We start from the raw sequence: 20244 nt of genomic DNA, 5'->3' as shown, positions 1-20244 counted from the left end.
ACTTAAAATGGCACTTTAAACAAGGAGACTTTGGCTTCCTGGATGCCGGTTTTGTTGTTAATGCCGAGCGTGATTTTTTCCCACAGCGCTTTGATGGTACCATCTTCGTAGCGAATCATGGCTTTTAAATCGGGTTTGAGTCGCAGCAAATCTTCGATCGTAAAATTGATCTTGGCTTCCACCAACTCCGTCGTGCCGCGAAACTCGATCCATTCTTTGTGCGCCTGGTTGTAAAGCCCATCCGGACCATCCCAGACCAGCGGCGCGTTGGTACCCTGCGGATATAAGTTGCCTTGGGAGTCAGGCTGCATGCCGGCGTAAGAAAGCAGGCGTAGCGCAAATTTATTTTCCCCGATATCCATCTCCAGGGTACTCCCTTTTTGATTAGCCTGGGGCACGAGCCACTGCCGGGAAGTATTTAATTCATCGGCTTGAAAAAGGGTAGGCAAGGTGCCGGCCGGGTAAGTAATTTCTTCTTTGGCCGCTCCTACTTTGAAAGTACCAAAGCCAGATGGCTGCGTTTTATAAATTTCATCACTGCCATCCGGCTCTTGCTTGAGCGTAAAGCCATTGGTGAGATTCGGTTCCCACTCGTAAGAGGGCTTGGCACGCGAGGTCCAGTCCACGTAAGCGGTGCTCCGGAGTACATCCTTAAGCTTAACCACTTGCATTATTTTGGCGGTGGTATTAAAAATAAATCCCAAGCCCAGCAGCGACCGAACCGCCCGCAAAAACTCGTTTACCTTCATATCCGGAACGTGCCGGTTGATCGGGAAAGGAGCACCAGCAGGAACCTGGTTATTATAGATCACCAGACGCCGGGTAGACTCTTCTTCCAGCCAGGCTCCCTGAATGCGGTAGCCATAATGCGCCATTACCTGGTACAGCACGTGCACCAGGTAAGGAAAAGGCGTTTGGGTATGAATGCCACTAGCTACTGGAAAACCATCCGCGTAATAATTCAGGTACTTGCCAAAAGTTTCTTTTTTACCGTCGTAAAAACCCGGATTTTTCAGCGGAAATAAGGCGTACAAACTACCCGGATAAATATCAGCCGGCTGCATGCTCAGGGGAGCGGTACCCAGATTCAAGTCCCGCAGATTGTCTTCTTTCAACCGGCTCTCGATGTCGCCGATATCGGTTTGAAAATTGACGCTGTAATCTTTAACTTTTTTCAGCACATTGAGTTTTCCTACCCGCCAGAGCTGATCCATTAAATACATTTGCGCCGAGAAAAACTTCTTACTGTAGCGGCTCACCGCCAGCTCTCCCGGGAAGGAAAGCTCCCGCTGATTGAGTTTGCTGTCGGCCGGCAAATTAAACGGGTACGTGAGCGAGCCGGGAATGTAATCTGTTTGAAACAGCGGATTATAGATTTCCATTTGCACGCTCAAGTCCGGAGGTAAATCCAGCCAGGTTTTATTTATCCGGTATCCTACCATGGTTCGCGCGGGTCAGTGGTGGGCGTCTCATCCAGGTAGCCGGCCAGCTTTAGCTGCGGCGTGTAGTTGTATTGCTTGGCCAGCATAAACTCAAAATCGATGTAATTAAAGTCTTCGCTTTCATCATCCAGCACCACGTTTTTAGCAACGAAAGTCCCGGCCTGGTACCGATCACGGCCAAAGAGCCGGGCCTCCCGGGCGAGCACAAAATCCGTTAAACTGGCTATTTCCTTCCGGGTCCGGTAACCGGTAGTAAGCTCCAGGGAGGGCTTCAAGTATTTATCCGTGATGGCCACTTCGCCCCGGGCCGGATTAAAGTCCGGCGTAATAATGCGTTCGAGCTGCTGCACATCCGGATCCAGCTTACTTTTGCCTTCGCCGAGAGCCGCAATGGTATTGATGCCGCCAATGCTGTTAGTGTACAACAAGTAGCGTTTTTGGCGAAAATAGCGCTGGTCCAATTCGTAGCGCCGGGTTTCGGAAATCTGGGTGCCGGCCTGATCTACCACGTAGATATCCCAGCCCAGGATAGTACTGCCAGGCCTTTTACCCGCTAAATCCAGCAAGTCATGGCCGGCTGGCACGCAGTACAACTCAAATCGGTTGATGTTTTCCTGGGTAAATAAATCGTAGGTGACAGGCGCTTCGCCCCGGTAATTTACTTTAGCCTTAACCGTGAAGCTGGTAGTCAGCATACTCAGGGGCATAAAGTACAGGTATTCCGGTTGATCCGGGAACACGGCCTTAGTAGGTAAATCCCAGGTAAAGAAAGGCTGGCGCTGGGGCAAATAGCTTTCAAAATAGGTTTGCGCGTAATGCTCCGGCCAGTCCAGGCCACCGATCAACACGTACCGGTAGTCTATTTGGCTAAAGGAAGAAGGTACCGGAGGGTTGCCAAACTTCTCGGTGTGCTTCAGGTAAAAGCGTTTAAAACAACTATCGGCCCGGCTAATCGTGTTCTGTTTAAACTCCGGAAAGTGCGGCTCCAGGTACGCATCCAGAAGCCGGCGCACGTTAAAAATGGTTTTACCATCGCTGTCGGCCGGGTGCTCCAAAGGATCCTCGGTTATTTTTTCGAAGTTACCGGATAGATAAACTTTTTCCAGCCAGACTTCGCACAAGAAGGTCAGGTTTGGTTTTAACTCCAGCTCATCGGCCTCCAGCTCCAGGGTAACCGGATTGCGGGAAAAGAAAAAACGTTCTTTATCAAAATTAATCGGCACCTCTACCTGGCACCCTAAAGAATCAGTTACGATACAGGAGTACTCCCCGTAACTAACATTCTCCCGGGAGGATCCGGTGCTGCCGTCTTCCCACAAATAGGTGTAAGGCGCTACGCCTCCCGAAACATTTAGTGCTAAGGTGCCATCACCTTTAATCACCTGGACTTCGATCCGAGGGTTTTGGCCTACCTCCGCCGTTAAAGAATAATCCTGGCCGGTACCATCTTTAATTAAAAGTTGATAAGTGCCGGCAGGCAATAAGTCGCGATCTTTAGTGGTAGGACCATCGGCCCACAAAAAGGTAAAAGGTCCTTCTCCGCCCGTAACGGTAACAGCAATGGCACCGGAGCTGCCACTAAAGCATTTTACCAGGCTAGTTGTATAAGTGGCCGATAAAAATTCGGCACGGGAATCGGTGTAGCCGATCACCCAGGTTGTACCGGAAACGGTGCTGCCGGTGAAGTTGTAAGCCGAACCCAGCTCCGTGGCTTGAACCACAAAAATATAAATCCAATAACCATCGGGGTTTTCGGAGCTTGGCCCATCTCCTTCCTGAAAATATTCTACCGTGTACTTGCCCGCACCACTGGCCGCAATGTAATCCTGAATGATTTGCTGCAAAGCAATGGCGGCCGGTCCGGCGCCGGAGGTTACTTTAAATTGGCGGTTGGCAGTGTCGGTAACGGTGGCTCCCGTAAAGCGGACCACATTACCAAACAACCGCAACTCCACGTATTGGCCTACTTGCAGGCTATTATGTCGAAAACTAAAAGTTAAGGAAGCTTTATTGGCCATTAATTTAAGAATTTAGAAGGTTTGTGTTTTAAAGCTCCATTAGCAGCTTCCGAAAAAGAAAAATTAAAGCGGGTACCAAAAAAATTGTCGCCTACAGGCCCAACTTTCTCGGAGGTAATATCCCGGGCGGATATCACTTTAATGGGCGGGGTAAAATCCGTTTGCCACCGGTGCAGCACGGCTCCCATAATGTCTTCGCCGATTTCCTCCGTGCGATCGAGCACTTCTTCCTGCCCGTCGTAATCGCCGGTTTTAGCTTTGCCAAGTACGATAATGGCTCCATGAAATATTTTCTTCAGGTTGTCGGAAACATTGTCCTCGAAATCGATCTCATAAGATTGGAGCACCAGAAAATACCCTGACTTTAATTTCGTCCGGAGACTATCATACAATTCTTTTAAATCCAGGTGGCGGCCTAGCCCATCTGCACTTAAGGTTGCTCGCATAAACCGGCATTCTTTATCCGTATGCCGGATATCCACGTGCCGGCTGGCCAGCTCCCGAAAGAGAGTGGTGTATTCTTTTATTCTCATTAGAATCTTTGGTTTTTGTTTCGTGCTTGTTCCGCTTGATCCAGCTTATCTTCCATAAAGGCAAAAACATTCCGGGCCATCGCCTGGCCAGTAGCCTCTACCTGGTGGACGTTGCCGGCAATGTGCCGCAACACATCATCCCAGCCACTTTTCTGGGCTTTATCCTGGTTATCGCCAGAAAAAACCAGTGGGAAGTTTTTCTCCAGCTCCTGCCGGCAGCCCCGGTACCAGAGCACAATGGCTTGCTTTACTTCCGGAGGCAGTTTAGAAATATGCTGAGCCCGATCGGCGACCAGGTGCGAGTTAAAAGCCTGGCGATTATCGCCGGTGTAGCTGGCCAGGTTTTTCTTGACAAAGTGGAACCAGGTGCGTTCCCGGTATAGGCAGGCTATGAATTTATTCAGCAGCTCCTCGTTTTGTTTTTTTGACCAGGCAATGAAGTAGGTGTCGGCAAAGATGAACTCTAAAAAGAGCAGGTTCCGGAAGTTAGAGGCTGGACCGTAAAACTTGCGCCATTTGCCTACCGAAACTACTGGCAGCAATTGCTTGGTTAGCAAACCGCCAGAAGTGACAAACCGGGTGAGCCGGATTAGGTTTACCAGCTGCTCATCGGAGCAGAGGATCAAAAAAGAAGTTTTTACCTGCAGCAGGATTTCAACCAGGTTAAATTTTAGCTGCGATTTATTACGAATGGTGAGTAATGCGGTCACCACCCGGAGCAGCTGCTTGCTGGTGAGTTCGTTCCAGGAAGCCGGAACTTGCTTTTTAAGGTGCTTATTCTCGTATTTTAATTCTACCAAGTGCATAGTAAGGGAGATTACTATGCGAAGTTCAGCAGGGCGCTAACCTATAGAAAGGACATAAATGAATAGAAGGGGTATAGAAGATAAGTATTAAAAACTGCGGCTGATATTAGCCGCAGTTTTTAAAGCACTATAATCTTTTAAATTCGTCATCAATTATTGATCTAGCATCATCTAGGACTTTTTTTAATGTTTTTGCCAAATCATCAAATCCTTTATAATCATGATTAATCACGTAACTAGTAGTGGAAGCAATAAATGTTTCAAAGGCTTTTTGTTTGGGCCTTTTAATATCTAATAGCATTATTATAAGTACAGAACTATTTGTAATCTTTATTAAATCATCATCACTGGAATCACGCTTTATTGAAATTGCCAAAGTATAATAATTAGCTATTTCCTTTCTAAAATCTTCAATCCATGCTGATCGCTTATTTTTTAAAATCTGTTTAGACAGCAAATAATAAGAAGAAAAGATGGCGATTAAAGCTACAAAAGCAGTGGCTAGAGGTAAATAATCTTTTGTTTCCATTAATATTAAACTATTTATAAACTAGTACTAGGATCCTGATGCCTCCGTATCACCGTTAAAAAATCGCGGAGGTACTGCATTAAATCAAATTCTTTCTCCCATTTATCCCGACTCGATGGATCATAAATAAGAGCGGTAGCTTCCAAATTAGCTAAATAATTTAAAAGATAATTGGGGTCTTCTACCTGGTCAATAAATTCTACTAAAGCGCCGAGGGTCTGTTCAGTGAGCTGCGGCTGATCCTTAATGGTAATGATCACCTGGCCATTTTCATTTTTGACCGAGATGCTCATGATACAATGGATTGCTGAGCGTGAACTGTTCTAAATTTCTCTTTAGGAAATAAATGCCAATTGCCAAGTGGGGCTAGGATTTTTGTGGAGGTGTTTTGTTTAGTTCGCATGGTAATGTTTTTAAAGCACATTGCCCGTAAGGAGTCGGAGCTGCGAACTAAACTAGTGGTTTAATCTGGGCCATTACTGGGAACCCACTCCTTCCTTACGGGCAATGCTATCGTTATAGAAACGTCTTTCCTATAAAATACAATTGCCACCTTAAACTTTACAGATAGTTTTCAAGTGGCATCTGTTCCACTAATTAGTTCGCATTTCAAAGGAGCAAAAAAATCAACTTAAAATCAAAATTCTAACCATTTTATTTTTTAATCCAGTTGCTTAACGTTGACTCCGTGACCTTATAGCGCTTAACAATAAATTTCTGGGTGCCACCCTTATTTCAACAATATGGCATTAAAAAACTTAATTAACCAGCAGTACCCCCGCCACAAAAGCAGCAACCACTACAACCCCATTGCCAATTTTGCGCCACACTCTTTTACGGCGCTGCCGGCGAGCTTCCTTCGGATCCAGTTGCACATTCACCTGGCCAGCTGAATCTATGGCGATGGCCAGCGATGGTAAATCTTTAGCGGTGAAGGTACTGACTTCAGTTATTCCCTTGGGCGAGATTCGGTGTACTACTAGCTTTTTATTCTGAAGCTTCACGCCACTTACCAGCGTTCCCTTTTCCATGGCCTGACGCCGAACCGTGTCCGGCTTGGTATAGACCTCCAGCTTTTTGGGTTTATCCGGCAGCTGCTCAAGCTTTACTACCGGAGCTGCTTTCTTTTTGGTGACTACTCTGGTTTTAGTTACCTTTTTTACTTCTGGTACCGAAGGGGTTCTAAACCAGAACTGCACGGTTAAGCAAAGAATAAGTAAGAAAGGAATAGAAACCATTGGTTTGCGCCAATGCTTTTTAATTGCCAACAGCCAGTTTTGAATTAACTTGTTCATTTTTATGATTGGTATGATCTAATAAATCTTTGATGTAATCTTTTAAATTGTTCTGCAAAGCAATATTCTGCTCCAAGATCTCGTGCTTGATGGCAGCATCGCCGTTTACCTGGTTATCAAATACTTTCTCCATCATCACCTGCACATCTTTGAGGGTGGTAATGTTTTTCTCGGCCATCGACTGGATGTAAGCATTGAGCTGGTCACACTTGATTTCCGATTTATCTAATTTTCGAACTAACCAATAAATAGCAGCAGCCATGGCGAGTACCAGAACACCAGCCTCCCCGAGTTTGGACCAGATAGCCGGTTCCACTTGTAATAAAATCGCGAGCATGGTTTAGGTAATAATTAAGGTGAAAGAGTCTGGGAGCAAGCTTAAAAGCATTTTCATGGTGTTTTTGCTGTTGGTCACATCGCGCAGGCCATCGCCATTGATGTCGCTAAAGTTTTGACCAGGGAGGATGCATCCAAGAATATCAGTGTAATAATTACCATGGTGAATCAGGATGTAATCCCGGCCGGGAACATCGAGCACGTGGAAGTGGTCGCCGTATTTGGGCGAGTTCCGTTTTCGCACCTGGTAGGTACCGGTGGGAATGCAGCTTACTTTGGATTTATTTTGAAGCCAGGGCAGCTCCAGGGTTTTACAGTTGTAAATAACCTGGCTACCGAGCTTTACGGTCATCACGCCTAAAGTTTGTTTAGGCTGATGCAGCGTCCGATTAATGTGGAGGGTGGATTGATTAGGCATGTTAAAAGAAGCGGAAAGTTTTAGCGGTTGGATCCGTGTTGCGGATAACAATATTTTTTGGTCCTCCGGGTGGTTGGTACAAAGGACTCTCATAGTAGGAAGAATAAACAGTTGCGGAGGACTTTGCGTCCAGGTAATTACGGAGTTTAACCAGGTAAGCCTGGCCGTCCTGGTGCGCGTTCCGGATCTTGCGGTTTAATTGGCTGGCGCTGTCCGAGGCTTTTTCTTTATTTAAATCATCAAAGCGGCCAAAGGTCAGTTCAATGCCATCCGGCGTTAACCGGAAACCTTCTTCAGCTAAGGCCTGGGAAACCACCAGGTGCGCCAGCGCCGGCCTAATAAACTCCTCGAGTAAAATTTTATTCTCCGGCAGCAAGTCCCGATCCTTAATCTGGTCTTTTAACTCATAAAAAAGTTCTGGGCCCAGCACCGGCTCCAGGAAGAAACTCTCAGCTTTTTTTAAAATATGCAGTAAGTGCATGTAGGTAAGCCGCGAGTTATAAATGTTATACTCCTGCGAAAACTCCCGGGCGGTATTAATAAAGAACTGGTGAAAAGCGGTGGCAAAGGAGGACTCTGCCCAGGTGGCAAACTCGGTCGCATCGATATTTACCTCCAGAACTTCCAAAGCCCGCTCCAGACCATTATAGCCTTTGCGCAAAAAGCTTTTCCGGAGGTTGTTGATCTGCCACTGAAAGGCCGTTTTCCGGGAGCCGGTGCTTTCGATATGAATACCGCCATCCGAAATTTGCACCTGGTTTAAATCCAGGTAACTTTCCTGCGCCAGGTTGCTGATCGCCTGCTGCAGCTTATCAATCAATTTAACTTCCAGCTCCGTTAAACTATCCGGAGCTTCGTTGTATTTTTGATCCAGTTCCGCCATAAAATTGCGGCCCAGGTACTTGCTAATGATTTCATCTTCCACTAGTAAGATGTCGCCCATCACGGCTTCGAGGCTGGCACTTTCGTTAACGCCCACCCACTTTTGAAATTCTTCGATCGATTTAATTAAAGCCATGGTTATTTGGTTTCTTGCTGGACCGGCTGGCCGGCGTCAAGCGTCATGATTAAAGGATTTTGAATCCGGAACACCAGGTTAGGATCCCAGCCGTTGTAGTCGCGCACCAGGTGCAGCGGTTCCAGGATTAAGTCTTGCTGAAATTTGGAAGTAGAAATAAAGTTATTGAAGGCCACCCGGGCATCCGATCCGGAGCCGGCACCCATGCCTTTGCCCGGGCTAATACCCATCAGCGTGGGAGCTAATCCAAGCGCGGTAAAAATGTGCGATGAAGCTTCCTGCGAATCTTCGATGTACAGACCGGTCTTAAGTTTATCATCGATGGCCGTGACTTTAAAAGCTGCAATGGTTTCGCCATCCACGGTGATGGTGGTAGTCATAATGGACTTGCCAGCACCTTCGGTACCCGCCATTACTTTATCAAACTCATCCAGCTCATCCGATATAATTTTACGGCGTTCATCATCCGTCTTGGTTTCCCAATCCTTGTATTTCCAGAGCCAGTAGCTGGAATGCACCTCCACCACGTATTTAATGGTGAGCTGATTTTTAAATAACGCTTTTTTAAATTCCGGAATGGCCTGGGCTACTTCCAGCCAACCCGAACGGCGAATGCTATTCCAGCTGGCCAGCTGATAAGCGTTCTTTTCCGGCGATGGAATGGAAACCGGATAAATGTATTTAAAGCTATCGGTGCGGCTTTGCAAATCTTCTACCGGATCGGCGTAAGGATCCAGTACTGGTACCGGCGTGGCGTACTCATCATCGTGCTTGCCCCCATCACCCCAATTAGCGTTTACATAAACATATTTAAAAGCACCGGTGGATTTATCGGCTTTGGAGTAGCGGCAATAAGGTGCTTCCTGGATGGTAATTTTATTTATTTTCTTCCGGTCGCGGCTCAGGATTAATTCCGGAAAAGTGTTGGCCCACCAGGATAAATCCATAAAGCCTTCGAAAGCATAACGGTTTATTTTAGAGCGCTGGTAAAACAAGTCCACATCCGGAAACTGGCCGGGCTGAGCGCGTCTAAAAATTTCGTTGTTCTTGGCATCGTAACCCTCCAGGGTGCCGTAAACAATGCCGCCGCCGTACCAAAACTCCGCCCGGCGTTGCAGCACCGTGGGCAGAATGGTATTTTTTTCTACTTCCTTCCGCACGTTTTGCGGAAAAAGGTTATCATCGCCCCAGAACTCAATAGCTGAACTGCCCTCATTTTTTTGCACCGAAGTAGTGGGCACGGCCCCGGCCTCGCTGGATTTGGTACCAGAAAAACCCGTGTTGGTTTTCATCATCACACCGGACCGGGAGCTGAAGGCCATGGTGCCGGATTTATTTACTGTTGCCATTAAATAATTACTTTCTTACCGTTGAATTGCAGAATCAGGAAAATGTGGACGGTCCGCACCTGGCCATTGGCTTTAATTATGTTGCGGGTAGCATTCTCGAAGTGGTTCGGTTTTTTAGAAGATTTGCCAGCAGGTACCGTTTCGTTTGGCTGCGGAGCTGCCTCTTCATTAATATTTTTACTGGATAACCGGCAGCCATTGCGTACTTTAATTTCTCCGCCAGTTCCTTTTTTCAAATCCGCTGTGCAGTACACCAGGTCAAAAGGCTGCGCTTTGTCCCCTATAATTTTTAGCACTTCGCTCAACCGGATAATGTCCATTTGCATTGTCATGAATCAAATTTCCGATGCTGGCCAAGCTATAGAAAGGACACAAAATAAAGCGGCAAGTGAATAAGCGGCCGGCGAAAAAAGCCAGTCTCAAAAATATTTTGTGAAAAGTGCCTGTACTTGCTGGAATCAAAGATTTTAGCCCGAAAAACTATTGCGCCAGTCTCAAAATCCGGATGCGCACCCCGGCGTGCACTATCGCGCCCTGGCAATTGCCACCCTCTCAAAAATAGGATATATGACAGGGCCGGAAATAAAAAAGCCCCAACGCGGTGCGCTGAGGCGGTTTTCACTGGCAATTTCCTTATCTATAAAAAATAATCCATGGCACTTTGAAGTTTATAATATTTACCTCACACAAATACATAATAGGGTATTTAAACCTGATAAATACGTATTTATCCTAGCCGTTTTAAATTAACTTCATTTACCTTTATATAAGTTAATGATTTAGATACATGGAGGGTTTACTTGACTCAATATTCAATAATCTAGATATTGAGAACCTTCCTTACGTTGACGTCTTGGAGCATCTTAACTATCTTAGAGAAGCATTTCCTAATATGAAAACCGAGGATAAGGTTAAATTTTATTCTATCAGGTTAAAGCTTCATAAAAGGTTAATAGAAATTAACGCTGCTAAAGTTTTTGCAACAAAAAAATTTCTTCAAGAAAATAAGAAGGTATCATCTAACGAAGACTCCCCAATACCATCAACTGACTAAAATCTGGTTGCTTACGAACCACGTGCTTGTCAATGCTGAGCAAGTGCAGGTCCACGGTATCGGTGAAGTGGGTAGCCTCCTGACCTGGTACCGTCAGCTTCTTTTCACTGCTCTTATCCTTCTCGATCTCCCCCTTACTTCCCTGCTTCACGGGAGCCATGGCCATAGCCGTTAGGATATCACGGCAGTTGTGCTTATTAAAACGAATACGCGGTAAGCGGGTATCCGTCTCCCCTAGCATCTCGTGGGCCAGGTGGTAACGGGTCTGGTAAGCAGGCACCCGGCCCAGGTTAGTACGGGTTATGCGCCAACCACGTGACTTCAACCGATCAATAAACTGCTCATTATAGGTCTTATCACTATCGGGCTTACGGGCATTACCCCACTCACTATCCTCAATAAACACCAGCGTTTTATTCAAATGATAGGCATAGTAGTCACAGAACAAATCAGCTAAATCATTGATTAATTTAGGGTGCTTTACATACAGGCCCTTTAAAAAACGATATTCATTGGAGGGCACCAGGTGCTGAGCCACGGATAGTACCGATATTTTGCTACCCCAGTCTACCGCCAGGCGTAAGGCACAGCTACTATCACAATCGCCATCCATCCTACTATCTACCTGCTGCAGCTTTTTTAAATTATAATCCAGGCCTTCCAGGTAGTTGTTATTAAAATTTTCGTAAGCGTGCCGGTGGTAATTGAGCGTTGGATAAAAACCGGCTTCTACGGTACCTGGTCTTTTATTTAGAATTTCCACCAGAAAAACAAAGTCCGTTAAAGTGGCCCTTTGATCTTCCAGGTATATTAAACCTAAATTTTCCAGGTTATCAAACGTGTTGGCTTCCGAATAAAGCAGCTTGGTTTCTTTATTGGGATAAAAGCGGATTTGCCGGCTCAGCTCCTGCATGGTTTCCCATTGCTTTTTGCGGAATTCCCGGTCTTTTTTATCAATAAATTCCAGCTGCAGTTTTACCAGCTCATTTTGCAGCTGCAGAAAATCGTAGTTGTCTTTTTGGTAATACCGGCCGACATCCAATAGCCATTTACCCTGATCGCCGTAAGGCATGGAAGAAAAATGGAATTCTCCGTGGTGCAAGGGATTTTTAGCGAAAAAACGCAGATTACCCCGGTTTGCGGCCGAAACTTCTTTATCGTAGCGCTCTTTATTCAAGAGTAACGTCTCATCCGAAATAATGCCGTCGAAGTTAGCCCCCCGGGAGCCGGAGCCACCGGCATCCTGGCTGACCATTTGAAAAACGACGCCTTGCTTCCAAAAATAAATGCAGTGCTCATAATTGAGTGGCGGTTCATAGGGCTCCACCCCGTTCCAGGCGGCTGGGCACTTGCGGCCAATGAAATAATGTTTATCCTTGTAAAAACCGAGTCGCTCCAGCGAGGCGATGGTGGAAGGCAGCGTTAAGGTCAGGATCTGCTTGTAGGTGCTGCCCACCAAAGCCCACTTACTCCGCGGCATGGTTTCCACGATGCACTTCATGAGCCAGGCAATCAAGGTTGATTTCCCGGTTGCCCGACTCCAGATAGAAACGGCGGCCGACAGCATCGATAAAATAAATCGCTTCTGCGGCCGGTTAAAAAACAGCGGTTTAATTTTACTCATCTTCTTCCTCCTGGTCCGAGCTAAGCTTTCCATCCAAAATATCATCAATGGATTGATGGCCCAGGCCTTCTTCTTCCACGCTATCGAGCACCTCCTGGTATTCGGTTTCCGGGAGCTTATTGATGGCGCTTATATTTAAAGTTTTGGGCTTTTCGGAGCCTTTGGCCGTCAGCTGCAGCAAGTAAGTATGCGCCTCGAGTAACTCGGCATCGAAGGAGCCGGCATCGTTCTGGTCCAGACCTTTGAGCATAGCCATGTTTTTGATGGCCCGGTTCATTTGACCAAGTTCCGGTGGTTTCTGGGTCGCAGCCAGCTGGAAAACCTTCATGGAGTACTCGTAAAGAATATGCCGCAGACCTTGCTTACTTACCTGGGTCACGTCGCCGAACAACCGGGTGCAGTCGTTGAGTACCCGGTAAGCCGTTGCGCGGCTAATATCAAAGCGGCTCCGGAGCAAGGGTACCGATTGCTCGAAAGAATGGTACTGCACTAAAAGCGACCAGGCAGCTTCCAGCTGCTCACGGTACTCCCGGTCTTTATCCGTTAAGCTGGCCTCTACTTCCTCATCGATGTAGGAGTAGTAGAGCCGGTCCATTCGGGTGTCGAGCTTAGCTTTGGGCTTCGTCGAATCTTGAAAGTTCGGTTCCATCGAGTTCTACTCCGTTTCTTTTGACAGTAAAGGGCAAATTATTATCGCGCATGTATTTTACCCACCGGCGCACATGCACGTCCACAAAGCGCGGATCCAGCTCCTGGGCATAACACTGCCGCTGCAGCTGCTCGCAGGCGATCAGGGTGCTGCCGGAGCCACCGAAGAAGTCAGCCACGATATCGCGGCGCTGGGAGCTCTGTTCCAGTAAATAAGTCAGAATGGGGATAGGCTTCATGGTTGGGTGCTCCGCGTTGCGGGTAGGCCGGTCAAACTCCAGCACCGTGCTCTGCTTGCGATCGGAATACCATTTGTGCGCTGCGCCTTCTTTCCAGCCGTACAAAATGGGTTCGTGCTGCCAATGGTAATCCTGCCGGCCCATGACAATAGAGTTCTTTACCCAGATCAGGCATTGCGCCAGCTTCAGCTGCGCATCTTTGAGTGCCTGGCGAAAATTAGCCCCTTCCGAGTCAGCGTGGAAAATATAAAACGGAGCACCTGGTTCCAGGAATAAAAAGCAGTTGCAGTAAAAGTCGTAGAGAAACTGATAAAAGGAATCATTATCCATCTTATCATTTTCAATCTTCAGCTTTTCTTTAGTACCACCCTGGTAATCGACGTTGTAAGGTGGATCCGTGATCAACAGGTTTACCATCTTACCAGCTAGCAGTTTGGCGACCGCATCGCTGTCGGTACTGGAGGCGCAATGTACGCGGTGTACCAGCTTCTTTTCGATGCTTTGAAACTCATACAAATCACCCAGAACCGAGATTGGCTCCCGGGGCAAGATGGGTTCAAAATCCTGCTCTTCTTCCGGGTGCAGCTCTTTGAGTAAGGAGTCGGGCAGTTTGATTTCGCTCAGGTCCAGGCCCAGGTCGGCCAGGTCGATATCGCTAAAAACTTCTTCCAGGATATCGCGGTCCCAGAAACCCACCGGCACGTTGGAGGTGATGTTGTATTCTTTCATCTCCTTTTCGGTGAGCATGCGGTTAGGGCAGCGCACATCAATGTATTGTTCGGACCAGCCCAGATCCACCATGACCTTAATCCGCTGGTGGCCAGCAATTAAAATATTATCCAGGTTAATGGCCGGTATTTCTACCAGGCTAAATTTTTCAAACGACTCCTTTAATTTTTGAATACGCTCCGGAGTAAGGATGCGCGGATTGTACTCATAAGGCACCAGGTCCTTAACCTGGCGTTTAACGGTTTCCCACTGTAAATCAGTCATTGGTTTTGCTGGATTGGATTAATTGTTCGAGTTGTTGAATCTGCGCTTCGATGGCTGGCAGGTCCGGAGCACGGTTGGGTTTATTTTTGATTTTGGTGCGTAAGCTCCGGAGGTTGGCTAATTTTTTATGTTGCTCCAGGCCGGATAGCTGGCTAAAATCTACGGCAGCGGGTGCTGGTACCACCGGTGCGGCTAGTGCCGTTTGTTGGTACAGCGGCGTGATCTGGCGGGTCAATGCCAGGATCCGGAAAGCTATCTGCTTCATTTCTTCTGGCGAAAGACCAAGCTCCTGGTACAAGCCCAAGCGGTTATGGAGCATGGTGCGCTCATCCAGGAGCGGGCGCATTTTATCCCGTACCGATGCCGGAGCTGCGGATGCTTTAGGGGTATTTTCGGACGTTTTTGGAAACTTTTGGGGCACCTTGGCTATTTTTTCTTCCACCGGTGCCGGATCCTGATCAAGTAAGACCTGCAAGGCATCTTCGAGCTTGCGCCGGGTAAAGGAGTACTCCCCATGGGCAAACAGCTGCTTGAGCACCTGGTTACTGCCCAAGCGATCATACAACGCTACTCCGGTACCATAATCCCGGTTACTGCGGAGCCATTGTGTAATTTCAAGATTCATGCTTCAAATTTCCGAAGGGCACAACCGAGCAGAAAGGACGTAAAAAAAGCCTGGTCCAACGGCCAGGCTTTAGTAAAAGTAAAGTTATGAAAAAAGTTATTGTTGCTTTTAGGTTTAAGCGCCACCTTCTGCATCCGGAGTCACTTTCACAATTTCTCCTTCGTAGAACAGTTGCTTATTGGTATAGTACTCGCCTTTAAAGGTCCAGCCTCTTCTACCTCCGGATACTTTGGCGGAAGTGTAGCTGCCCACGATCTCAATACCTAAACCTTTGCTGCCTAATTGGAGCTTAATACCGTCCAGTTCTTCCACGATCAGGATGCACGCTAAATTTTTTACGCGGCGGGCAAAAACAGCCGCTTCTTTGGCGTTTCCTGGGTAGAAAAATTCAAAAGTACCTTTTTGGCTGCGGCCATCCCGCTCCCCTACGGCTTCCAGTTTGTTTTCAGAAGAATCCAGGGTGCCGTATACTTCGGTAAAACCTTTGCCTGGTTTAAAGGTGTGGCTACCATCAATCGTTACTTCATCACCAGGCGCGGTTGTTTTCTTAGTATCTTTAATTGCTAAAAAATCACGCTCCGGCGCCACGTACATGACGGTCTTTACGCCACCGTTGTTATCGGCGCCATCCGGGCCTTTCAAATCAAATAAATCTAATGCCATTATTTCGGTTTCCTTTCTACTTAATGGTGATTACTTAATTTCTTGCAGAATACCGGCACCAGCTTCGATCAACTTTTTAACCAGGTCTTTATCCGACTTTAAATCTTCGGCTTTGTACTCCTGGCCAGCAAACTGAAATTTAGCAGCCAGCAACTGGTATTTCTTTTTGTCGTGAGCTACAACGGGCAAAGTATTGCCTTTTTGCGCTTCGGCTAAATCTAATTGCTCCAGCTGCTCCGCGATGATCTGATCCTTCTCGGCTTGCTGGGCCTCCAGTTCAGCATTTCTTTTCCGGAGAATTTCTAATTCTTGCTCCGGAGTTAGTTGGGTATTATCCACTTTTATTTTCTCCTTATTTTAAATATGAAACATGAGTAAAGGATCTGACTAGGTCAGATCCTGATCGTTGGTAAACACAACTTCCGGCAGGATAAAACCAACTCCGGAGCTCCAGTCAGAGTACATTTTGATCAAACGATCTACGTTTTCAATCTGCACGGAATTCTTATTCTGGGTGCGCTTGCCCATGTGAATGGCATTGCCTTTCGGTGTACACCAGATTTTATTAGAACCAATCATCGACGGTAAACCAATAATGGTAATGTTGGAGAAGTCCACGGAACCGTTAGAACCTTTATAATCGGTATCTTTACCGTACAAAGCCCGGTATCCCCGGTGAAAGCGACGCTCCACCGATGGCTGCACGCACAACTGCATGGGGATGTGCTGGTAACGCAGGTTAATGGCATCCACAAAAGTTTCGAATTGCTCCACTAAGGTTTTGTTATCGGAAGATAGCGCACCGGTAACAATCGGCGTGATCCGGCCAGCCGTAATGTTATCATTGATGGCTTTCCGTAAACCGTTCATCGAAGTACCTGCAGCACCAGCGGTGCCGGCAGTCGGCTCCACGCGAACGCCTTTAAATACCTCATTTAACTCGTAATCCTCGGCTGCTTGCGGAATTAATAAAGTTTCCACGAACCAGCGGACAAATGGCCATGATTTCCGATCGATGCCTTCGCCGGCTAAGAAACCTAACCAGGAAGCTTCCAGATCATCCGGATACTCCTGCGAGTCAATCTTCATTTTAAACTGTTGAATGCTCAACGGCTTAAATTCCGCTTGACCAATCGGCGTCCAAGCCTTCTGGAATGGTTGTAAAACCCGGCCTATAGAAGCTTTTGAAGCCTGCCATACTGTTTCATCTGTTTTGATTGGCGTTAAAACCGAATCGGTAACAGAAGTAATGTTCAGCAACTTAAACAAACGAGCTAAGTTCTGACCGTTATTCAGGTAGTATGCCCCGAACTCGGCTTTAATGTCTGCAATATTCATTTTTGCTAGATGAAGGGTGATTAATTGTTTTAATAGTTGGTTGGTTTGTTCTAGTTAAAAAGCGGGTTACCGGCTAAAGCCTGGTTGTGCGGTAAAGCATCAATCAACTTCTGATTTTCATCATCGGCTGACTCTTCGCCCATTTCGTTACCAGCTTTCGGTGTTCCAGTTGGAGTAGCGCCATCCAAGGCACCTAAACGGGTAACTTCTTTATTGGCCGCTTCCAAATCAGTAGTCAATTTGGTATTAGCAGTGGTTAAAGTCTTGTTCTCGGCGGTTAACCGGGTAACATCCTTTTCAGCTGCTTCAAAAGCAGTTAACTGCGCGGCCGAGATAACACCCGCGTTTTCAATACCAGCTGCGGTTAGCTCTTCGTTCACGGCCTGAATGTCTTCGGCGGTGATTTCTTCCGATTTTTTGCCGGCTAAAGCACTCAGCTTCGGAAATTTGTTTTTAGAAAAAATGCTCATTTCTTGGTTATGGATGGAGGTTTGGTTGCTGGAGGAATGGTCCTGGGCGAGTTCCTGCGCCCGGCGAACCGCGTAATCAAAGTTTCCGATTTCATCGGCTAAGCCGACATCCACGATACTTTGACCGTAATAAACTTTGCCCGTCAGGACGTCTTCTTTTTTAAGATTTAATTTGCCTTCCCGGTTTTCTTGCACGGAGCTCAGGAAAGCTTCATTGATGGGATCCAGGCTTTCGGTCCGGAGCTTTTCGTATTTGCCTTCCATGGCCTCGTAATAGCCCTGGTTTTTATCTCGAGACTTGGTGGCCCGGATATTATGGACTTCGATGCCGATTTCTTTGTAATATTTATCAAAGCTGGCCAGGCTGATCATGGTGCCAATGCTGCCCACACCGGCCGTTTTACCAGCGGCCACAATCAGGTTAGCGCCAGATCCGGCCCAATAACCCGCCGAACACATGGATTCAGCGAATGCTACGAGCGGTTTTTGCGTTTGCCCGATGATAGAAGCAAAAGCTTCGGTACCGTCCACGGTACCTCCCGGCGTATTAAAGCGTACCAGGTGAGCGCCAATATTCGGATGCGCATCAGCTTCTTTAATGCGCTGGCCCAAGGTATTGGTACCAGGCGAGCCGCAGTAGTCGTTGCGCATCATGGTGCCGGAAACGGTCGTTACCGCAATGGATCCGGCCGGCGCGTCATCGTAGCTACTGTAACTCATCATGGTACTGGCTTTCGCATCCACGGAAACGCCGTTTACAAAAGCCAGGGCATAAGGCTTGGTACTCTCACTTTCTTCTGGCTCCTCACCCAGCTGAGCCGGAGCACCCTGCTTGAGCATGTTTACTACTATAGGCAGCAGCCCTTCGGCGGCGATGGGATCTATCAGCCAGGCTTGAGATAGGACAGCAGAAAGTATGCGGTTGACTTGCATCGTTACTTAATTGTTCGATGCAAAGATTAGGTCAGGGAAGCACCATGGAAAGGACAAAAAAAAACACCTCCCAAAGAGAGGTGTTTTAAAGGCAAATAATTAAAGTCAAGCTCTAGTACGTATAACCTATTTTTTGGTACAACATAAACCAGTCTTTTCCGGCCCGGTACCCTGCTTCCGACTGATCGCTGGTGGTACCTAATTTAGTATTCAGGCCAGTTAAGTAGGTTTGAATCTTTGCTTGCAGCGTCGCATCGCCCGGGAAACCACCTGAAATTTTGCGCATGGTATGGCGGGCGTAAATGTAATTTTTGTAGTAGGCGTAATCCTCCCATGACTTTACGGGCCATTGGGTTGGATTGGCCGCATAGTACAACAATGACTCCGCCGCCTTTTTCATGCTAGAGCCACTCGGGGAAACGTAATTCCACATATCGATACCCAAGTGCTCGGCTACTAAGGTTAGATTCACCAGGGCTTCCAGGCCTTTAGCCGAATACGTACACGGTTTGGTGCGTTTTACTTCCGGAAACAACGAGCCAGCCTTAACGGTTACGGAGGGCGAAGAATTATCCTTTTGTTTGATCTCGCCCGCTTTAGTCACGTAGTCGGCGCCCATTACAACCCGCGACAGCACCCCTTTAGTAGTACCTTTATCTTTGATAACGTCATTAATGCGGTTAATGGCCCAGGTTCTTTCTCCTAAAGCCAAACTGAATGTAAGAATTTGTACTTCGTAAGCCGACCGGATATTCTGGTAAAGTTTCCGCATATTGGTAAGCATGAGCCAGTGATAATAGTCCGTGGTGCCATCAGCCGGCGTGCTCGTCCAGGTCTTAGTTAACCAGATCCAGGCATCGCGCAGCCATTGCACAAACCCCGATTCCACCTCCAGATCAAACCCAACCTGGCCACGGAGCAACTGGAAACCTTGGATTAAATCCGGCATGTACTCCAGATCCACCAAACCGTATTCGGTGCCCATATTATTGTTATGGCCCTTCATTACTTGCACGTACTTAAAGCTTGGGTTCATGCGGGTAGCTGGCGTTACAAAGAAGGCCCGCAACAATGCTGCGGCTTTTTCGGCGTATTCTTTTTGCTTCGCCGGATCATTGGAGAAGAAGTGCGCTATACCCAGCAACTCAATTTGCTCACAAACATTGCGGAGTTTTTTATGGTCCGGCATGGCACTAGCTTCCGGATTTGTCTGGCCATCTTTCCGGATGTAAGGCAAGCCATCGGTTTTGTTAGAATCCGGCCACCAGTACATTCCCAAAGCCACGTAATCGTTGGCAGTTGCACCAGCCGGTAAAACCAGAGGCCGGGTAACTGAGGTACCGTTTAACGTGTACGAATAAGAACTTGGCTTCGGAGCAATGCCTATTGGTTTAGCCGTCAGGATACCGCGTGAAGCAATTTCGGCGGTAATATCGCTCACAGCTTTTACGATGTCTTGGCGATTAGCCTTACCGGTGAGCGTGTTGTGATACAAAGCCCGGTTTTTTAATAAAGCATCGTAATTCCAGAACGAAGTCTTAAACGTAGTCGGCTCCGGTGGTGTCACCGTTCCCACGGTGATGTACTCAGTATCAGCGGTGCTTTCTACGTGCCACTTGTCCCGCACTTTAAGTGTTGCGGTCTTTACACCAGCAGTAGAGTAAGTATGCGTAACAATCGGACCAGTAACCACGGCCGTGCTGCCGTCGCCAAAATCCCACATGTAAGCATCCACGAAATCATTAATATCCGGATCAAAGCTATCAGTAGCGTCGAAAGTCACCGTTAAGGGAACAGGTCCGGTTAACGGGCTGGCATGAAACGCAGCGGTTGGGGGCGTATTTAAACGCCCCTTAAATCCCGAAATACTGCGCTTGCCCTGCAATATATTTCCTAATAATATAGCCCGCATC

At 47.3% G+C, this 20244-nt stretch carries 22 protein-coding genes; 1 reads left to right on the top strand and 21 read right to left on the bottom strand.

Annotated elements, in window-relative coordinates; translation table 11 throughout:
* Positions 1–2: 2 nt before the first annotated feature.
* From HUW51_RS17170 to HUW51_RS17115, 12 genes are all read right to left on the bottom strand, one after another.
* Positions 3–1442, bottom strand: coding sequence for a hypothetical protein (locus HUW51_RS17170; RefSeq protein WP_185270851.1), 1440 nt, complete (start codon positions 1440–1442; stop codon positions 3–5).
* The gene (locus tag HUW51_RS17165; protein ID WP_185270850.1) at positions 1436–3460 is read right to left on the bottom strand and encodes a SprB repeat-containing protein; all 2025 of its coding nucleotides are present in this window, start codon (positions 3458–3460) and stop codon (positions 1436–1438) included. Before HUW51_RS17165 ends, HUW51_RS17170 begins: the two co-directional genes overlap by 7 nt.
* A complete protein-coding gene (locus tag HUW51_RS17160; protein ID WP_185270849.1) occupies positions 3460–3993 on the bottom strand; it encodes a hypothetical protein in 534 nt (177 codons plus the stop codon). The genes HUW51_RS17165 and HUW51_RS17160 overlap by 1 nt, the downstream gene beginning before the upstream one ends.
* On the bottom strand, positions 3993–4799 hold the full coding sequence (locus HUW51_RS17155; protein WP_185270848.1) for a hypothetical protein: 807 nt from the start codon (positions 4797–4799) through the stop codon (positions 3993–3995). Before HUW51_RS17155 ends, HUW51_RS17160 begins: the two co-directional genes overlap by 1 nt.
* A 127-nt stretch (positions 4800–4926) precedes the next feature.
* Positions 4927–5328 (bottom strand): hypothetical protein, encoded by a 402-nt coding sequence (locus HUW51_RS17150; RefSeq protein WP_185270847.1) that lies wholly within the window; start codon positions 5326–5328, stop codon positions 4927–4929.
* Between the two features lie 14 nt (positions 5329–5342).
* Positions 5343–5621, bottom strand: a complete 279-nt coding sequence (locus HUW51_RS17145; protein ID WP_185270846.1) for a hypothetical protein — start codon at positions 5619–5621, stop codon at positions 5343–5345.
* Positions 5622–6086: 465 nt separating this feature from the next.
* On the bottom strand, positions 6087–6623 hold the full coding sequence (locus HUW51_RS17140) for a hypothetical protein (RefSeq protein WP_185270845.1): 537 nt from the start codon (positions 6621–6623) through the stop codon (positions 6087–6089).
* Entirely contained in the window at positions 6586–6960 is a 375-nt protein-coding gene (locus HUW51_RS17135; RefSeq protein ID WP_185270844.1) for a hypothetical protein, read from the bottom strand. Before HUW51_RS17135 ends, HUW51_RS17140 begins: the two co-directional genes overlap by 38 nt.
* 3 nt (positions 6961–6963) lie before the next feature.
* Positions 6964–7377, bottom strand: coding sequence for a DUF5675 family protein (locus HUW51_RS17130; RefSeq protein WP_228466698.1), 414 nt, complete (start codon positions 7375–7377; stop codon positions 6964–6966).
* Between the two features lies 1 nt (position 7378).
* On the bottom strand, positions 7379–8395 hold the full coding sequence (locus tag HUW51_RS17125) for a DUF6712 family protein (protein WP_185270843.1): 1017 nt from the start codon (positions 8393–8395) through the stop codon (positions 7379–7381).
* A gap of 2 nt (positions 8396–8397) precedes the next feature.
* Complete coding sequence (locus tag HUW51_RS17120; protein ID WP_185270842.1) at positions 8398–9744, bottom strand: hypothetical protein; 1347 nt, start codon at positions 9742–9744, stop codon at positions 8398–8400.
* Positions 9744–10076 carry a hypothetical protein gene (locus tag HUW51_RS17115; RefSeq protein WP_185270841.1) on the bottom strand — a complete coding sequence of 111 codons (333 nt, stop codon included), beginning with the start codon at positions 10074–10076 and terminating at the stop codon, positions 9744–9746. Before HUW51_RS17115 ends, HUW51_RS17120 begins: the two co-directional genes overlap by 1 nt.
* Before the next feature lie 151 nt (positions 10077–10227).
* Between HUW51_RS17115 and HUW51_RS17110 the strand changes: the two genes are divergently transcribed.
* A complete protein-coding gene (locus HUW51_RS17110) occupies positions 10228–10494 on the top strand; it encodes a hypothetical protein (RefSeq protein ID WP_185270840.1) in 267 nt (88 codons plus the stop codon).
* A gap of 269 nt (positions 10495–10763) precedes the next feature.
* On the opposite strand, the gene HUW51_RS17105 is transcribed toward HUW51_RS17110, so the two are convergent.
* The 9 genes from HUW51_RS17105 to HUW51_RS17065 all read right to left on the bottom strand — a co-directional run bounded on the left by HUW51_RS17105 (position 10764) and on the right by HUW51_RS17065 (position 20243).
* Positions 10764–12422 (bottom strand): hypothetical protein, encoded by a 1659-nt coding sequence (locus HUW51_RS17105; RefSeq protein WP_185270839.1) that lies wholly within the window; start codon positions 12420–12422, stop codon positions 10764–10766.
* Positions 12415–13071, bottom strand: a complete 657-nt coding sequence (locus HUW51_RS17100) for a hypothetical protein (RefSeq protein ID WP_185270838.1) — start codon at positions 13069–13071, stop codon at positions 12415–12417. Before HUW51_RS17100 ends, HUW51_RS17105 begins: the two co-directional genes overlap by 8 nt.
* Complete coding sequence (locus HUW51_RS17095) at positions 13031–14302, bottom strand: DNA modification methylase (protein WP_185270837.1); 1272 nt, start codon at positions 14300–14302, stop codon at positions 13031–13033. Before HUW51_RS17095 ends, HUW51_RS17100 begins: the two co-directional genes overlap by 41 nt.
* Complete coding sequence (locus HUW51_RS17090; RefSeq protein WP_185270836.1) at positions 14295–14927, bottom strand: hypothetical protein; 633 nt, start codon at positions 14925–14927, stop codon at positions 14295–14297. Before HUW51_RS17090 ends, HUW51_RS17095 begins: the two co-directional genes overlap by 8 nt.
* Before the next feature lie 114 nt (positions 14928–15041).
* The gene (locus HUW51_RS17085; RefSeq protein WP_185270835.1) at positions 15042–15590 is read right to left on the bottom strand and encodes a hypothetical protein; all 549 of its coding nucleotides are present in this window, start codon (positions 15588–15590) and stop codon (positions 15042–15044) included.
* A gap of 30 nt (positions 15591–15620) precedes the next feature.
* Positions 15621–15929, bottom strand: coding sequence for a hypothetical protein (locus tag HUW51_RS17080; RefSeq protein WP_185270834.1), 309 nt, complete (start codon positions 15927–15929; stop codon positions 15621–15623).
* 48 nt (positions 15930–15977) lie between these two features.
* A complete protein-coding gene (locus HUW51_RS17075; protein WP_185270833.1) occupies positions 15978–16928 on the bottom strand; it encodes a hypothetical protein in 951 nt (316 codons plus the stop codon).
* 50 nt (positions 16929–16978) lie between these two features.
* On the bottom strand, positions 16979–18331 hold the full coding sequence (locus HUW51_RS17070) for a S49 family peptidase (RefSeq protein WP_185270832.1): 1353 nt from the start codon (positions 18329–18331) through the stop codon (positions 16979–16981).
* A gap of 112 nt (positions 18332–18443) precedes the next feature.
* A complete protein-coding gene (locus HUW51_RS17065) occupies positions 18444–20243 on the bottom strand; it encodes an alginate lyase family protein (protein WP_185270831.1) in 1800 nt (599 codons plus the stop codon).
* Position 20244 lies beyond the last annotated feature (1 nt).

It is taken from the genome of Adhaeribacter swui (assembly GCF_014217805.1).
In the GTDB taxonomy this organism is placed as follows: domain Bacteria; phylum Bacteroidota; class Bacteroidia; order Cytophagales; family Hymenobacteraceae; genus Adhaeribacter; species Adhaeribacter swui.
This window is presented reverse-complemented; position numbering and strand designations above follow the sequence as displayed.

Excerpts from the sequence above, each read along its gene's own strand:
- HUW51_RS17170 (WP_185270851.1), bottom strand. The coding sequence starts at position 1,442 with ATGGTAGGATACCGGATAAATAAAACCTGGCTGGATTTACCTCCGGAC.
- HUW51_RS17165 (WP_185270850.1), bottom strand. The coding sequence starts at position 3,460 with ATGGCCAATAAAGCTTCCTTAACTTTTAGTTTTCGACATAATAGCCTG.
- HUW51_RS17160 (WP_185270849.1), bottom strand. The coding sequence starts at position 3,993 with ATGAGAATAAAAGAATACACCACTCTCTTTCGGGAGCTGGCCAGCCGG.
- HUW51_RS17155 (WP_185270848.1), bottom strand. The coding sequence starts at position 4,799 with ATGCACTTGGTAGAATTAAAATACGAGAATAAGCACCTTAAAAAGCAA.
- HUW51_RS17150 (WP_185270847.1), bottom strand. The coding sequence starts at position 5,328 with ATGGAAACAAAAGATTATTTACCTCTAGCCACTGCTTTTGTAGCTTTA.
- HUW51_RS17145 (WP_185270846.1), bottom strand. The coding sequence starts at position 5,621 with ATGAGCATCTCGGTCAAAAATGAAAATGGCCAGGTGATCATTACCATT.
- HUW51_RS17140 (WP_185270845.1), bottom strand. The coding sequence starts at position 6,623 with ATGAACAAGTTAATTCAAAACTGGCTGTTGGCAATTAAAAAGCATTGG.
- HUW51_RS17135 (WP_185270844.1), bottom strand. The coding sequence starts at position 6,960 with ATGCTCGCGATTTTATTACAAGTGGAACCGGCTATCTGGTCCAAACTC.
- HUW51_RS17130 (WP_228466698.1), bottom strand. The coding sequence starts at position 7,377 with ATGCCTAATCAATCCACCCTCCACATTAATCGGACGCTGCATCAGCCT.
- HUW51_RS17125 (WP_185270843.1), bottom strand. The coding sequence starts at position 8,395 with ATGGCTTTAATTAAATCGATCGAAGAATTTCAAAAGTGGGTGGGCGTT.
- HUW51_RS17120 (WP_185270842.1), bottom strand. The coding sequence starts at position 9,744 with ATGGCAACAGTAAATAAATCCGGCACCATGGCCTTCAGCTCCCGGTCC.
- HUW51_RS17115 (WP_185270841.1), bottom strand. The coding sequence starts at position 10,076 with ATGACAATGCAAATGGACATTATCCGGTTGAGCGAAGTGCTAAAAATT.
- HUW51_RS17105 (WP_185270839.1), bottom strand. The coding sequence starts at position 12,422 with ATGAGTAAAATTAAACCGCTGTTTTTTAACCGGCCGCAGAAGCGATTT.
- HUW51_RS17100 (WP_185270838.1), bottom strand. The coding sequence starts at position 13,071 with ATGGAACCGAACTTTCAAGATTCGACGAAGCCCAAAGCTAAGCTCGAC.
- HUW51_RS17095 (WP_185270837.1), bottom strand. The coding sequence starts at position 14,302 with ATGACTGATTTACAGTGGGAAACCGTTAAACGCCAGGTTAAGGACCTG.
- HUW51_RS17090 (WP_185270836.1), bottom strand. The coding sequence starts at position 14,927 with ATGAATCTTGAAATTACACAATGGCTCCGCAGTAACCGGGATTATGGT.
- HUW51_RS17085 (WP_185270835.1), bottom strand. The coding sequence starts at position 15,590 with ATGGCATTAGATTTATTTGATTTGAAAGGCCCGGATGGCGCCGATAAC.
- HUW51_RS17075 (WP_185270833.1), bottom strand. The coding sequence starts at position 16,928 with ATGAATATTGCAGACATTAAAGCCGAGTTCGGGGCATACTACCTGAAT.
- HUW51_RS17070 (WP_185270832.1), bottom strand. The coding sequence starts at position 18,331 with ATGCAAGTCAACCGCATACTTTCTGCTGTCCTATCTCAAGCCTGGCTG.
- HUW51_RS17065 (WP_185270831.1), bottom strand. The coding sequence starts at position 20,243 with ATGCGGGCTATATTATTAGGAAATATATTGCAGGGCAAGCGCAGTATT.